Consider the following 14,830-nt stretch of genomic DNA (forward strand, 5'->3'; position numbering starts at 1 on the left):
TAAACGGTAAATACCATTTTTTACAGTACCTTGAATATCCCAATGGATACCAAAATTGTTGAGAATGGAAACAAAGGAGAACACTTCAGAACGCACCCTTTCAATAACAAAAACGATGCCGGCTCCGGTACAATCGGTTTGGGAGTACTGGACCAAACCCGAACACATTGTGAAGTGGTGGGGGCCCGAAGGCATGAAGACCAACATCGTCAAACACGATTTTAACATCGGGGGAGGATGGCGGTTTACCGTCGAGAAGCCTGATGGAAATACTTTTGTATCCGATGGCACCTATGCCGACATTGTCCCGAACAAAAAGCTAGTGACTTCGGCGGACTTTAAACCTATGACCATAGGAGTGGTACTGAAACTCTTATTCGAGGAAGACGGGAGCAAAACCCATGTAAAGCTGCACATCCTCCACCCGACCGTAGCCTACTGCCAACAGCAAAAAGGTGAGGGTTTCTACAAAGGATGGGATGCCGCGTTCGATAGACTGGAACGCTACTTGACATCGGAAGGATAGTGCGACCTTCGCCGTATGTTTTCTTCATTGGCATTCCATACGGCTGAACCTTTTCAAATTCCGCAACAACCTGTATTTTTGTAGGATGGTCAAGAAAAACATCAACATTAAGAATAAAAAGGCAAAATTCGAATATGAGTTGCTGGACACCTATGTAGCCGGAATAGTTCTGGCAGGTACGGAAATAAAATCCATTCGAGAGGGCAAGGCCTCAATCGCCCAAAGTTTCTGCGAGTTTAACGATAAGGGCGAACTTTTTGTTATCAATATGCAGGTGGATGAATATTCCCACGCCTACCATTTCAACCATAGGCCCAAGGCGGAACGGAAACTATTGATGCATCGACGGGAACTGAAAAAATTGAGGAAAGAGGTAACCACATCGGGATTGACCATCGTACCCCTCAATCTATTTATCAATGACCGGGGCCTGGCCAAAATAAGGATCGCGCTGGCCAAGGGTAAGAAACTCTACGATAAAAGAGAGACGATAAAGGACAGGGACAGCAAGCGAAACCTCGCCCGGATAAAGAAAAGTTTTAATGCTTAATTTTTGTCCGCCAATAGCGGCACAAAACGAAAAGATCCAAACTCTTTTTTCTCGAACTCCTTTTCAGATTTCCTAATAAATAGGGTCATAATCTGGTCGTCGGTACCTACGGGTATGACCAAACGGCCGCCTACTTTTAGCTGTGATAAGAGGGTCTTGGGCACATCGGGAGCACCAGCGGTAACTACGATACCGTCAAAGGGTGCCTCTTCGGGAAGTCCTTTGTAGCCATCGCCGAATATTTTCTTTTTAGGACGATAGCCTAATTTCGAGAAGAATATTTTCGTTTTTTTAAAGAGTTCTAGTTGACGTTCGATCGTGTACACGTTAACTTTTAATTGGAGTAACACTGCGGTCTGGTATCCGCTTCCAGTCCCAATTTCCAAAATCTTTTGACCGGGTTTCACCTCCAACAATTGGGTCTGGAAGGCAACCGTATAAGGTTGAGAAATCGTCTGGTCAGCGGCAATCGGAAAAGCTTTGTCCTGATACGCATGACCCTCGAAACCACTGTCCATGAACAGGTGCCGGGGAACCGTACGGATGGCATCAAGCGTATTTTTATCGGATATGCCTTTTTCAATGAGCGTGTCGGCCAATTTGTTGCGCATTCCCCGATGTTTCAAAGTATCCTTCACTGGTCTGGTTTTGGTTCACGAAGTTAGTTCCAATAAATCCAATTCACAAATTTATCATAACAGCCTTGCTGTTGCTTTTAAACCCTTATAGCTACAATCCCATAAACCTTCAACCTGATAAACGCATGATCTAAATGGTTCTGCCACGAAATTTTTGGGTAATCGTAAGATCCTGCCGCAACGACTGACTTTCCTACATATCCCATAAGGCAGCCCAATGCCTAATCACCCTTTTGTCTCCAACAATCTTTGTTCCTTTTTCCTTTCGTCTTTTCTTCTTTTCTTCTTTTCGTCAAATTAAATAGTACGAGCATTTTCCTAGAAGCAATGATAACGCCAACTAAATTAATTCCTCTCGCGGCCTGTCTGCCAAACTATCCTTATTTTTGAACAAACGGAAATTTATGCTTAAAGTTGGAGTAATTGGCGCGGGACACTTGGGAAAAATACACTTGCGTTTGCTCGATGCCTCAAGCAAATATACACTGGTCGGGTTCCATGATGCCGATGCCGGACACGGGCGTAAGGTGGCCGAGGAATTTGGCTATCCTTTTTATGGGGATATTGATGAACTGATCGATACGGTAGAGGTGGTCGATATTGTAACCCCTACCCTAGCGCATTTCGATTGTGCCAAAAAAGCCATAGGGAAAGGCAAGCATATTTTTATCGAGAAACCGATTACCACAACCTATCAGGAGGCAGAACAGCTACTTGAACTCCAGAAGGAATTTGGAGTCAAGGGTCAAGTCGGGCATGTAGAGCGGTTCAATCCTGCTTTCTCGGCGGTAAAGCAACAGATTCACCGTCCCATGTTCATCGAGGCACATCGACTGGCGGAATTCAATCCACGGGGCACCGATGTCCCCGTAGTGTTGGACCTCATGATTCATGATATCGACGCCATTTTGAGCGTTGTCGAATCCCCTGTGAAACAGATCAACGCCAGCGGGGTATCGGTCATCAGCAATTCCCCCGATATTGCGAATGCCCGTATCGAATTCGAAAACGGATGTGTGGCCAACCTGACGGCCAGTCGCATTTCTTTAAAGCAGATGCGCAAATCCCGTTTTTTTCAAAGGGATGCCTATATTTCCGTGGATTTTCTGGAAAAAAAGGTGGAAGTCGTCAAAATGAAGGATGCCCCGGAGAAGGAAGGCGATTTTGATATGATCTTACAGAATGCGGAAGGAGTAAAAAAACAGATCTACTTCGAGAATCCCGATGTTCAAAGTAACAACGCCATTCTTGACGAGCTGGAGACTTTTGCCGACGCCATAAACAACGATACCGAACCGATAGTCAGCTTGGCACAGGGAACCCGAGCCCTGAAAGTGGCATTGGAGGTTATCGAAGCCTTTGGGAAATAGAACGGAACGTGCAGCGGCCGACACAGAGAATCGGGGAATTTTAACAATGCAACCTAAGAATTCATATGCAATGAAGAATATCGCAGTAATCGGCGCAGGGACCATGGGCAATGGAATAGCCCATGTTTTCGCCCAGAACGGATTTAGCGTACGCCTCATCGACATTTCGCAAAAGGCCTTGGATAAAGGCCTGGCGAATATCTCCAAAAACCTGGACCGTATGCTCGCAAAAGGAAAAACAGATCAAACGCTGAAATCCGACACCCTTGAAAATATAACCTTGTTCACCTCAATTCCTGAAGGGGTTGCGGATACGGACCTTGTGGTAGAAGCGGCATCGGAAAACCTAAAGGTTAAACTGGATATTTTCAAGGAACTGGAACAATCATGTCCCACGGATACGATCTTGGCTACGAACACCTCCTCCATTTCCATCACCCAGATTGCGGCGGCCACCCAACGGCCGGACAAGGTCATCGGCATGCATTTTATGAATCCCGTCCCCATTATGCAATTGGTCGAGATCATTCGGGGGTACAGCACCTCGGATGATACCACACAGACCGTCATGAACGTGTCGAAAGAATTGGGAAAGACACCGACCCAAGTCAACGATTATCCGGGTTTTGTCGCCAACCGAATTTTGATGCCGATGATCAATGAGGCCATAGAGAGCCTCTATCACGGAGTTGCGGGCGTCTCCGAAATCGATACGGTCATGAAGCTCGGGATGGCGCATCCGATGGGCCCCCTTCAATTGGCGGATTTTATCGGACTCGACGTTTGTCTATCCATTTTGAACGTGATGTACGAGGGACTCAAAAATCCTAAATACGCCCCTTGCCCCCTACTCGTCAATATGGTCACGGCCGGAAAACTGGGGGTCAAATCGGGAGAAGGGTTTTATGATTATGCATCATCCCGCAAAGCGGAACAAGTCAGTGAAAGATTCTTGAACTAGTCAAGTTATAAACAACAGACATGTCAATTGAAAAAAATCTAAAAAAAATAAAAAGCTCACTTCCCGGCCACGTAACCCTGGTAGCCGTATCCAAAACCAAACCGGAAAGCGACATCCAAGAGGCATACGATGCGGGTCAACGTATTCTGGGCGAAAACAGGGTACAGGAAATGGTCGAAAAATGGGAACATTTGCCTAAGGACATCCAGTGGCACATGATCGGTCATGTTCAGCGCAACAAGGTGAAACACATGATCGATTTTGTTGACTTCATCCACGGGGTAGACAGTTTCCGGTTGCTAAAAGAAATAAACAAAAGAGCGAAAAAGGCCGATAGAAAGGTTGACTGCCTTCTTCAGATGCATATCGCCGAGGAAGACACCAAGTTCGGATTGGATACGAAAGAGCTACATGAAATCGTAACCTCCGAAGCTTTTCAAAAATTTAAAAATGTCAGGGTTAAGGGCCTGATGGGCATGGCCACGTTTACCGATGATGAAAACCAGGTCCGACGGGAATTCAAACAATTAAAATCCCATTTCGACCGTTTGAAAAAACAACTTCCAGAAATCGATACCCTATCCATGGGTATGAGCGGGGATTATAAGATCGCTATCGAGGAAGGGAGCACCATGGTACGCATAGGAAGTAGTATCTTTGGGGCGAGAAAATAACTAGTAACATGTACGCCATACTCGATATAGAAACAACGGGAGGGAAATACAACGAAGAGGGCATCACCGAAATCGCCATCCATAAATTCGACGGCCATCAGGTGGTAGACCAGTTTATCAGTCTTGTGAACCCGGAAAAAGAGATTCAACCCTTTGTTGTCAAACTCACCGGCATCAATAACAAAATGCTCCGTTCCGCCCCAAAATTCCATGAAGTAGCCAAACGTATCGTCGAGATTACCAGAGACGCGGTACTTGTAGCCCACAACGCCCAATTCGACTATCGAATTCTACGTACCGAATTCCGCCGTCTGGGCTACAACTTCGAAAGGAAGACCCTATGTACGGTAGACCTCTCTAAAACGCTGATTCCCGAAGCGGACTCGCACAGTTTGGGAAAATTGGTACGCTCCCTGGGCATTGCGGTCAGCGACCGTCACCGCGCCAATGGAGATGCCCTAGCCACGCTCAAGTTGTTCAAAATCCTGCTCTCTAAAGACACGGGAAAGACCATCCTTAAAGAAACGATTCGAAAAGAGGAGCACGGGGAGCTATCCGACCGCCAGTTGGACATCGTGGAGTCGATACCTTCTGAAACCGGAGTGTACTACATGCACGATAAGGACGGCGAAATTATTTTCTTGGGCAAAAGCAACAATATGAAAAAAAGGGTCAATCAGCATTTTACAAAAAATGGCACCCCGGGCCGTAAATTGCAGAAAGCCACCAAAAAGGTCACTTACGAAAGAACCGGCAGCGAATTGGTGGCCCAGTTGAAGGAGAACGAAGAACTACGCAGAAATCGACCTAAGTTCAATCGCAAAGGACCCACAGTGAATTTTTCCCATGGCATTTGTACTGAGACCGATGAGAATGGCTACTTCATACTGAAAATAAAAAAAATCAGCCGTAAAAACGGGAGCTTCGCCGCATTTAACAGCGCGGTTGCCGCTGAAAACTTTATTCGCCGACTATCCAACGAGTTCGGCCTATGCCATAAGCTTAACGGCCATATCAAACCCGATTTAAACGGTAAAGGCTGCGGCTCCGACGCCTGTGCCGGGGCGTGCCTTCAAAAAGAAAGTCCCAAAAAATACAATCAAAAAGTTTTCCAAGCCATCAAAAAATATTCCCTTGGTGACAAAAATATAGTGATTGTCGATAAGGGCCGCGAAGTGGGCGAACATAGCGCCATACTTGTTAAGAACGGCCATTTCAAAGGTCTAGGCTATTACGACCTGAACCATCAAATCAACAATACGCATATTTTGGAATCTATCATCACCCCCATGACGGGCAACGAGGTTACCGAACATATCATTGAAACCTATCTCCGAAAGGGAAAAGCCTCTAAGATTTTACAATTAAGCGCTTAAGTTGTGTCAAGTACCAAACCGCAGAAGGGCTGGAGAAATAAAGTCCACGAGATTATTTACGAGGCCGATACCCCAATGGGTAAATGGTTCGACATCTTGTTGTTCGTTCTCATCATCATCAGCGTGCTGCTGGTTATGCTCGAAAGTGTCAAATGGATCGATGCCACCTATCACAGGGCCCTGTTCATTATGGAATGGTTAGTAACCATTCTTTTTACTATTGAATATATCGCACGTATCGTTACCATTAGAAAACCGTTGAAGTACGTATTCAGCTTTTACGGTATTGTGGATTTCCTATCCACAATACCGTTATATCTTTCTTACATCTTTGCCGGCTCCCAAGCGCTTTTGGCCCTGAGAGCCTTTCGATTGCTCCGTATATTTCGAATCCTAAAACTAGTCCGATTTCTGGGGGAGGCTTCCCTACTCAAAAATGCCCTAAAGGCCAGTCGGGAAAAAATAACCGTTTTTCTATTTGCCGTTTTAATAGTGGCCGTGATATTGGGCACGGTGATGTTTTTGGTGGAAGGTGAAGAGGCCGGGTTTACAAGTATCCCTACCAGTATTTACTGGACGATCGTTACCTTGACTACCGTGGGCTACGGAGATATAGCCCCGATTACGCCACCAGGACAGCTTATCGCCACCTTGATCATGCTCCTTGGTTATGGTATTATCGCCGTACCTACGGGCATCGTTACTGTAGAAATGGGCAAACGCAAAGGCGCAACTGCAGCGCCAGACAGCGAAAAGTACGTACACGTAAACACCCAGGCCTGTACAACCTGTTCAAAAGAAGGGCATCGAGGCGATGCCAAATACTGCTACAATTGCGGAAGTCAACTATAATGGAGAAATTACTGCTATCGGTCGCAGGTCCCACGGCTATAGGAAAAACCGCAATGGCGATTTCCCTTGCCCGGCATTTTGGTACGGAAATCATTTCTTCGGATTCCCGACAGTTCTACCAAGAAATGAAAATCGGAACTGCCGTGCCCGATTCGGAGGAACTCCAGACCGTAACGCATCATTTTATCCAGCACAAGCGTATTTTTGATTCCTATTCCGTAGGGGATTTTGAAAGGGATGCGCTGCAACTCCTCGAAAAACTTTTTAGGGAGCATGACGTAGTGGTTATGGTTGGGGGCAGCGGCCTGTACAATGATGCCGTAATTAAGGGATTGGACAAGTTTCCTAAAATCGACCCGGACATACGGGCACGCTTAAATGAAGAATATGCCGAACAGGGAATCGGGATCCTTCAGGAACGACTAGAGGCTTCTGATCCCAAATATTTTGAAAAGGTTGATCGATCAAACCCCCACCGCTTGATACGGGCCTTGGAAATCTGTCTAGGTACGGGAAAACCTTACTCCTCTTTTTTGGCCAAGCCCAAGGAGCCAAGACCGTTCCGAACCATACGCCTTGGCTTAAAAGCGGACCGGCAACTGGTTTACGAGCGGATTAATACCAGGGTGGATAAAATGATTGCCGAGGGGTTGGTGGAGGAAGTCAAGCCATTGCAGCAATTCAAGGACCTAAATGCCCTTCAAACGGTCGGGTACAAGGAACTCTTTAGATATTTGGAGGGGAAGTGGACATTGGATTTTGCCATTTCAGAAATAAAGAAAAACACCCGTCGATTTGCCAAACGCCAGATGACCTGGCTCGACAAAAACGAGGACATTCTTTGGGTCGCACACGATATCGCGACGGATGACCTCCTTTTCAAAATAGAAAATGAGATATGATGAAACCGATCGAATCTATATTCTTCGTCATGGGGGTATCGGGCTCAGGGAAGACGACAATAGGGAAGTTACTCGCTGAAAAATTGGGGATGCCCTTTTTCGATGGCGACAACTATCATCCCGAGGCCAATGTTCGAAAAATGGAGCAAGGACATCCCCTCAACGACCAAGACCGTAAAGATTGGCTAAAACGGCTAAACGATCTGGCAAAACGACAGGAAAGTCAAGGCGGGGTCATTGCCTGTTCCGCACTAAAGTCCAAATATAGAAACCAGCTTCGGCAAGACGTCGGCAGCGCAAAATTTATTTATCTGGAAGGGTCCTATGACCTCATATCAAATCGACTATCACAACGGAAAGGACATTTTATGCCGGCCGAACTTTTACGTTCGCAATTTGAAGCCCTCCAAGTTCCGGAACACTCTATCTCTGTATCTATCGATGCCACCCCCTCAGAAATAGTTTCCAAAATTTTAAAAAGATTGGATTAGAATTTTTTAGGCTCGAGCTTGCCATAAAGCGCTTTTCAAGGGAAGATAAAATTCCGATCACCGTGAACCATCAAATCGGCATTTGACCGAATGCTACCTGATATTTTGCTTACCGGTGCTACCAAGGTTGATACCGGTGTTAAGAAAAAGGCTTTGCCCCTGCAGGAAACAGAAAAAGGACCAGTTCGTAAAAGAACCGGCCCCATTGTACTGCACTCACAGAACTCATTGTAATACTATCTAAGATTTGTTCCGTTGAAGAACCCGCACGTTGTAGCGTACGGTATAATTCTGGCCAAACTACCAGAGTGTCTCTCTATTTCTGATCTTCTTTTACCACCAATCTGAAGCCCTCGCCATGAATGTTGAGAATCTCTACGTCATCGTCAATTTTCAGATATTTTCGAAGCTTAGCGATATAAACATCCATACTTCTGGAGGTGAAGTAATTATCATCCCGCCAGATTTTGGTCAATGCCAGTTCCCTAGGCATCAGATCGTTTTCGTGAAGTGCCAATAAACGCAAGAGTTCGTTCTCCTTTGGGGATAGTTTGATCGGCTCTTGATCTTTATATTTTAAAAAACGTAATTTGGAATTCAAATGGAAGTTGCCCAAATCGAACTCGAATTTTTTGCTTTCGGCCAACGAATTGGAAGATTTTCTTTGGAGGATAGCCTTTATTTTCATCAGCAAGACCTCGGAATCAAAAGGTTTGTTCAAGTAATCGTCGGCACCTGCCTTATAGCCTTTAAGAACATCTTCTTTCATGGTTTTGGCAGTAAGAAACACGATGGGCACATGCTCGTTCTTTTCGCGGATTTCCCGGGCCAGGGTAAATCCGTCTTTGTAGGGCATCATAACGTCCAGGATACAGATATCGAAATTGTCCTTTTTGAACTTCTCGAATCCCTCCATTCCATTTTTTGCCAAGGTAACGTCAAAGTCGTTCATTGACAGGTAATCTTTGAGTACAATTCCAAAATTGGGATCGTCCTCTACCAAAAGTATTTTCTTATTTGCTGTATCCATAGTAATATATTAATGAAGCCTTATGGGCTTCAGATTAAAGGCAATTTTACATAGAAAGTGCTTCCTTTTCCTTTCTCACTTTCTGCATAGACCTCGCCCTGATGATCGTCTATAATTTTTTTTACATAGGCCAATCCCAGCCCATGTCCCTTAACATTATGCAAGTCTCCCGTATGCTCGCGATAAAATTTCTCAAACACCTTTTTAACGACCGCTTTGCTCATTCCAGCTCCCTGGTCCTGTATCTTTATGATAATGCTATTCTTGGCCGTCTCGGTAAAAATATCAATGTGCGGTGCCTCGGGGGAGTATTTTATGGCATTGTCCATAATATTGACCAGAACATTGGTAAAGTGCATTTCGTTCGCCACGACTTCACTGCGTTCCGCATCGAGGTGCGATTCTATATACCCTCCACGATCCGCAACGATGAGCTCTACATGGGCGATGGCATCATGGATGATATTGTGTACATCTACCCGGTCTTTACTGATGTCCAACTGGTTTTTTTCCAATTTTGATATACGCAATACATTTTCAACTTGGGCGTGCATCCGCTTATTCTCATCCCGAATCATACTCAGATAGCGCTGCACTTTCTCATGGTCAACAATTATCTTGGGATTGCGTATGGCCTCTACTGCCAAATTTATGGTGGCGATCGGCGTTTTAAACTCATGGGTCATATTGTTTATAAAATCGGACTTTATCTCGGCAATCTGTTTCTGCCGTATCAGTTGATAAATGGCCCCAGCATAGGAGGCCACGATAACTAGTGTAAACAATAGGGATAAAATAGCCAAGCCCATGATGGAACCCATCAAAAATCGCTTCTTTTTTGGAAAGGTAATCAACAACGAATAATTGCTGTACCCTTCACTATCCTTGAAAACAGGTGTTTTATATAATGAGTTTTCATTGAACTTAAATTCCCTAGACTTTACTTTTGTGGGTAGTCCCCTGCTATATACCCCGTACTCGAAGTCAAGGTTCAAGTTTCGGTTTTGCAATTCCCTGTCCAAAAGCAGCTCGATTTCCTGTTTACTCACCCTTTTGTGTATCGGAACTTTTTTAGCGAATTCGCTGAAAACGTCCTCAAAGGCAGCTTTTTCAACGGAGGAAAGTCCCCCAATTTTTTCGAGCTTTTGAAAGGCGGTCAACTGATACGTTTCCCCGTCAAGTCCAAAATCCTCTTTATAGATGGTCTTGGTACGCTTGCTGGTATACCCTTTAATGGTGGTCGTATCCTGGGCACTGTCATTGTCAAAGAACGTCGATGCGATATTGTAATCCTCTTCCAGGATACCGTGGGAATAGAATCTGATTTCATTGGAATTAATGTCCCGGTCAATGAAAAAAATATCCTTGAGATGCGAACTTTTGGGCTCGCCAACGCTATCCTTTATATTGATGTAGCGGTCAAAATAATCCTTTCGTTCCCGCTCCTCTATTTTTTCCGAAACAGTATGTAATACTTCTGAAACCGTAGTGGTAAATTGCTCCTCCTTGTCCTCTACCGATTGCCTGATCCAAAAGACCTGTACCGAAATTATTCCTATCAAGGAGAGACTCATCAACACCACCAACAGCACAAATAACCTCTTGTTCATGTATCGTGTTGTGTAAGGCCTGTATTGACCGGCCCAAGCCATATGTTTGTCAACATGCGCTACATTGCGGCGGCCAAACGCAGTGGTACTTACGTAAGATTTTCTACCTCAAACTACCGAAAATCAGCTATTTTACTGCCATCAAGGCCTCGCCGCCCTGCCAGTCGATATTCGTAAAATTAAAGATTTAACATTAGCAATCGGAGTGTTTAACCAAACCTTAACAGAAATGTTAAAATTACGAAAATCACCCGTTTTTAAGAAGGTCCCGATGTATGTCCAAAACTTGTTGTTCGGTGTCTTTTAGATCGAGGTTTTGGATAACGTAGTCGGAGACATCGATTTTTCGTTCATCTTTCCATTGATTCTGCATTCGCGCCTCGATACTTGCCAGAGACGTTTCCGGTTTCCTTTTCATAACGCGCTCTTTGCGTATATTTTCGGGCGCGATCACCAAGATAATCTGATCGTAAAAATCTGCTGTACCAATCTCAAAGATAATAGCGGCCTCTTGAATGACATACTCCGTATCTTGGATTTCGGTCCATGCCAAAAAATCCTTTCGTACTGCGGGATGGACTATGGAATTCAACTTTTTCAAAAGGGATTCATCGTTGAACACCTGTTCGGAGATAAAAGCCTTGTTCAATCCTTTTTCTGTATAGGCCTGTTTTCCGAAAAGTGCTTTCAGCGCTCTTTTTATCTGTGGCGAACTTTCCATTAGCTCTTTGGCCCGATTATCTGAATTATAGACCGGAACTCCAAGTTCTGTGAATAGGCGAGCTACGGTAGTCTTGCCGCTGCCTATCCCACCGGTCAGTCCCACATATCTCATTTCTTCTTTATGATATATTCCACTTCGGTCTCCTTCAGCTTAACACTGTGCAAACCTTTGGGCTTTTTACGCAACGCTACCGATAATTTTTCCGAAGTATCACTTTTTTTGGTCTTGTAATCTATAACCACCTCGAAATCGGATTCTCTGAGTTCTTTGAGCCGTTGCATTTTCGCCTTGGTTACCACGGCTATCTTGGCAGGAAACGTCTTTATCTCCAGATCGCTCGGGAGGTTGACGACCGTGACGGGTACCTCGAATATTTTTTCCGAGAAACGGGCGATTTTACCGCTAAGGGTAACCTGGTTACTGGAATAAGTGGTATTCTCCAGCCGGGGCGACTTAAAAAGACCCAACTCCTCGGTAAAATCCGAATTGAGGTCCGGAAGCGTTACTTCTTTGGTCCGAACATGTGTCAGACTGTCAATCTCTTCCGCCGGACCCGTTACCGTGATTGAATCGGGGGTTATACCGACCTTACCGTCCAACAGGTAATTCTGGGCGAGATTGATTTTCACCTGGGGCCTGACAGGCAATTTTTTTGTGACTACGGGTAGCAGGTTGAGAAACAGGGTATCTTCTTCTATTTCCAACAAGGCCATCGAACCGGTCATCTGCTTTTCGATCTGGGACCGATAGCGGTTTTCGGGAACGTAGAACCTAGTACCGTTTTTCTCCGCCTCGGAGACATCGATCTCGACTCTTTTATTTTTAAAGTTGAAGCCGAGAAACTGGAATCCCCCGGCCCTCAACTTCACGTCCAAATTTTTTTTAGACGCGCCTTTATAGAGGTATCCCTCGGGATAATTCACATATTCCAGATCAAAGGCTGCGTTACCGACATAGGTCTGCGATAGGGCGTTGATGAACCAGATTGTCGCAGAACACCCTAGAAATACGAAGAATATCTTGGCCTTTCTTTTTTTTAGGACTCGCTTTATGTTCTTTATCATCGCTGTCAATTAGGGAACGCGGGTCACGTTCGATCTTCTGTATCGGTACTCCCAAAAAACAATTCCGGAAAGAGTCTCTCTGCCGGCTTCCCGCTAAAGTTAAGGAAGATGGTGGACTTAATGAAACCGTACCCGTAACCCATAAACTGGATACATACGGCAACTAAGGATAATAGCGCTACGGCCAAGCTTCTGTTTTTTAGCAGGGAATCTAAAAAAACAAATCCCAAATAAAGCACATAAAGCAGCATAGGGAGTCTGATTCCTAAATACCACAACATCGAAGCCGCCATAAATCCCAGGCAGAATAAGGTGGGGAACCAGTAGGTCATTTTCGCTGTTCTAGGATATCGGCGGTTCAAGATCGGACGGACCGAACCGAATTTTTTGACCTGAAGAAAAAACTTTTGCCAATCGATACGCCTTTTGTGATAAACGAAGGCAGTGGGAATCAATTTCGTGGCAAAACCCTTGCCCCAGAGCCGAAAAACAAGGTCGGGATCCTCCCCCGGATGAATGTTTCCAAAGCCGCCCGTGGCCTCGAAAGCGATTCTGGATAGGCCCATGTTAAAGCTTCGGGGTTGAAAGCCCTTTTGTTTGGCGGGCGAGTCTTGCCTAGTGCCAAAGTTATTTGATTGGTTCCCATTGTCCCCAGACGATGAAGAGCGCCCAGTTTCTACTTGTGCCGACGCACTTGCCTTGCGTCCTTGACCTGATGGCCTTCCCTTATGGTTTTTTTGGAATGCTTTTCTTTTCCCCCGTATGCCTCCAGTGGTCAAGACCGAGGTCATGGCATAATCGATACCCTTTTGCACTAGACTGAAGGAGGCATGGGCGGCATCGGGTCCGCCGTAGCAATGGACAAAGTGCTCTTGAAGCGATTTTGTGACCGCATCGAGATAGTGCGGCGGAAGGATGCAATCGGAGTCCAAAATAATAAAATAATCGCCCTTGGCCCGTACCATTCCATAATTTCTCGAACGCCCGGGACCGGAATTGGACTTTTTTAGATAAGTGAGCGAGATGGGGGAGCTTCCCTGAAGATACATCCGCTTAAAATCCTCGATAACCGCTTCACAGGGAATGGTAGAACCATCTTCGACCACCACTATTTCAAAAGCCGCGCCATAGGTTTGTAACGCCAAGCTGTCCAGTAGCTCCCTTATTTCTTCGGGCCGGTTATAGACGGGAATTATAAAGGAAAACGAAATGTTCATTCACCAATCACTTCATGAACTGCTCCATCACCTCTTGGCTGACCCCGGTATTGGAGAAGCCGCCGTCGTGAAAAAGGTTCTGCATGGTGACCTTCTTGGTCAGGTCGGAAAACAGGGTTACGGTATAGTCCGCACATTCCAAGGCCGAAGCGTTTCCGAGGGGGGACATCTTTTCGGCGTAGTTGATAAACCCGTCAAAACCTTTTACACCCTGTCCTGCTGTAGTTGCCGTAGGGGATTGCGAGATGGTATTGACCCGTACCTTTTTGTCCTTCCCGAAAAAGTAGCCGAAACTTCGGGCCACGGATTCGAGATAGGCCTTATTGTCGGCCATATCGTTGTAGTCCGGGAAAACGCGCTGTGCGGCCATATATGTTAGAGCGACGATACTGCCCCATTCGTTCATGGCATCGGCCTTGTGCAGGGTTTGTAGGACCTTATGAAAGGATAGCGCGGAAATATCCCAGCCTTTGGTCGTAAAATCGTAGTTCTGGTCCGTATAGGCGCGGCCTTTACGTACGTTGACGGACATGCCTATCGCATGCAGCACAAAATCAAGCTTTCCGCCCAGAATTTCTGTGGATTTCGATACCAGATTCTCCAGGTCTTCTTCACTGGTAGCATCTGCGGCAACGACCTCGGAGTCGGTTTTTTGGGCCAATTCGTCGATTTGGCCCATCCGCAAAGCGATGGGTGCATTTGTCAGAACGAAAGTGCCCCCCTCTTCGTGTACCCGTTCCGCGGTTTTCCATGCGATGGAATTCTCGTCCAACGCCCCGAATATGATTCCTTTTTTTCCTTCCAGTAAATTGTATGCCATGAGTTTCGATTTTGTGCGAAGTTAA

Annotated in this window: 16 protein-coding genes; 9 read left to right on the plus strand and 7 right to left on the minus strand. The window is 45.6% G+C overall.

Going from position 1 to position 14,830, the window contains the following annotated elements; translation table 11 throughout:
• Nucleotides 1-64: 64 nt before the first annotated feature.
• Both RQM65_RS18570 and smpB read left to right on the plus strand, forming a co-directional pair.
• On the plus strand, nt 65-526 hold the full coding sequence (locus tag RQM65_RS18570) for an SRPBCC family protein (RefSeq protein ID WP_314017172.1): 462 nt from the start codon (nt 65-67) through the stop codon (nt 524-526).
• 85 nt (nt 527-611) lie between these two features.
• Entirely contained in the window at nt 612-1,076 is a 465-nt protein-coding gene (smpB, locus tag RQM65_RS18575) for an SsrA-binding protein SmpB (protein WP_314017174.1), read from the plus strand.
• On the opposite strand, the gene RQM65_RS18580 is transcribed toward smpB, so the two are convergent.
• The gene (locus RQM65_RS18580) at nt 1,073-1,714 is read right to left on the minus strand and encodes a protein-L-isoaspartate(D-aspartate) O-methyltransferase (protein WP_314017176.1); all 642 of its coding nucleotides are present in this window, start codon (nt 1,712-1,714) and stop codon (nt 1,073-1,075) included. The two genes, smpB and RQM65_RS18580, sit on opposite strands and share 4 nt — an antisense overlap.
• A 404-nt stretch (nt 1,715-2,118) precedes the next feature.
• Here RQM65_RS18580 and RQM65_RS18585 point away from each other — a divergent pair, with 404 nt between their 5' ends.
• From RQM65_RS18585 to RQM65_RS18615, 7 genes are all read left to right on the plus strand, one after another.
• Nucleotides 2,119-3,084 (plus strand): Gfo/Idh/MocA family protein, encoded by a 966-nt coding sequence (locus RQM65_RS18585; protein WP_314017178.1) that lies wholly within the window; start codon nt 2,119-2,121, stop codon nt 3,082-3,084.
• Nucleotides 3,085-3,154: 70 nt separating this feature from the next.
• Complete coding sequence (locus RQM65_RS18590; RefSeq protein WP_314017180.1) at nt 3,155-4,045, plus strand: 3-hydroxyacyl-CoA dehydrogenase family protein; 891 nt, start codon at nt 3,155-3,157, stop codon at nt 4,043-4,045.
• Nucleotides 4,046-4,065: 20 nt separating this feature from the next.
• Complete coding sequence (locus RQM65_RS18595; RefSeq protein WP_314017182.1) at nt 4,066-4,719, plus strand: YggS family pyridoxal phosphate-dependent enzyme; 654 nt, start codon at nt 4,066-4,068, stop codon at nt 4,717-4,719.
• Between the two features lie 8 nt (nt 4,720-4,727).
• Nucleotides 4,728-6,095, plus strand: a complete 1,368-nt coding sequence (locus tag RQM65_RS18600; RefSeq protein ID WP_314017183.1) for an exonuclease domain-containing protein — start codon at nt 4,728-4,730, stop codon at nt 6,093-6,095.
• A gap of 3 nt (nt 6,096-6,098) precedes the next feature.
• A complete protein-coding gene (locus RQM65_RS18605) occupies nt 6,099-6,947 on the plus strand; it encodes an ion transporter (RefSeq protein WP_314017184.1) in 849 nt (282 codons plus the stop codon).
• Nucleotides 6,947-7,849 (plus strand): tRNA (adenosine(37)-N6)-dimethylallyltransferase MiaA, encoded by a 903-nt coding sequence (gene miaA, locus RQM65_RS18610; RefSeq protein ID WP_314017186.1) that lies wholly within the window; start codon nt 6,947-6,949, stop codon nt 7,847-7,849. Before RQM65_RS18605 ends, miaA begins: the two co-directional genes overlap by 1 nt.
• Nucleotides 7,846-8,340: a gluconokinase gene (locus RQM65_RS18615; protein ID WP_314017188.1), complete on the plus strand. Its 495-nt coding sequence runs from the start codon at nt 7,846-7,848 to the stop codon at nt 8,338-8,340. The genes miaA and RQM65_RS18615 overlap by 4 nt, the downstream gene beginning before the upstream one ends.
• Before the next feature lie 316 nt (nt 8,341-8,656).
• On the opposite strand, the gene RQM65_RS18620 is transcribed toward RQM65_RS18615, so the two are convergent.
• The 6 genes from RQM65_RS18620 to RQM65_RS18645 all read right to left on the minus strand — a co-directional run bounded on the left by RQM65_RS18620 (nt 8,657) and on the right by RQM65_RS18645 (nt 14,805).
• Nucleotides 8,657-9,370, minus strand: coding sequence for a response regulator transcription factor (locus tag RQM65_RS18620; protein WP_314017189.1), 714 nt, complete (start codon nt 9,368-9,370; stop codon nt 8,657-8,659).
• 29 nt (nt 9,371-9,399) lie between these two features.
• Nucleotides 9,400-10,980, minus strand: coding sequence for a sensor histidine kinase (locus tag RQM65_RS18625; protein WP_314017191.1), 1,581 nt, complete (start codon nt 10,978-10,980; stop codon nt 9,400-9,402).
• Nucleotides 10,981-11,227: 247 nt separating this feature from the next.
• Nucleotides 11,228-11,815 carry a dephospho-CoA kinase gene (gene coaE / locus RQM65_RS18630; protein WP_314017192.1) on the minus strand — a complete coding sequence of 196 codons (588 nt, stop codon included), beginning with the start codon at nt 11,813-11,815 and terminating at the stop codon, nt 11,228-11,230.
• Nucleotides 11,812-12,768, minus strand: coding sequence for a CdaR family protein (locus RQM65_RS18635; protein ID WP_314017193.1), 957 nt, complete (start codon nt 12,766-12,768; stop codon nt 11,812-11,814). The genes coaE and RQM65_RS18635 overlap by 4 nt, the downstream gene beginning before the upstream one ends.
• Before the next feature lie 23 nt (nt 12,769-12,791).
• On the minus strand, nt 12,792-13,985 hold the full coding sequence (locus tag RQM65_RS18640) for a glycosyltransferase family 2 protein (protein ID WP_314017194.1): 1,194 nt from the start codon (nt 13,983-13,985) through the stop codon (nt 12,792-12,794).
• 7 nt (nt 13,986-13,992) lie between these two features.
• On the minus strand, nt 13,993-14,805 hold the full coding sequence (locus RQM65_RS18645) for an enoyl-ACP reductase FabI (protein ID WP_314017196.1): 813 nt from the start codon (nt 14,803-14,805) through the stop codon (nt 13,993-13,995).
• Nucleotides 14,806-14,830: the final 25 nt, after the last annotated feature.

The sequence above is a fragment of the Pricia mediterranea genome, assembly GCF_032248455.1.
Lineage (GTDB): Bacteria > Bacteroidota > Bacteroidia > Flavobacteriales > Flavobacteriaceae > Pricia > Pricia mediterranea.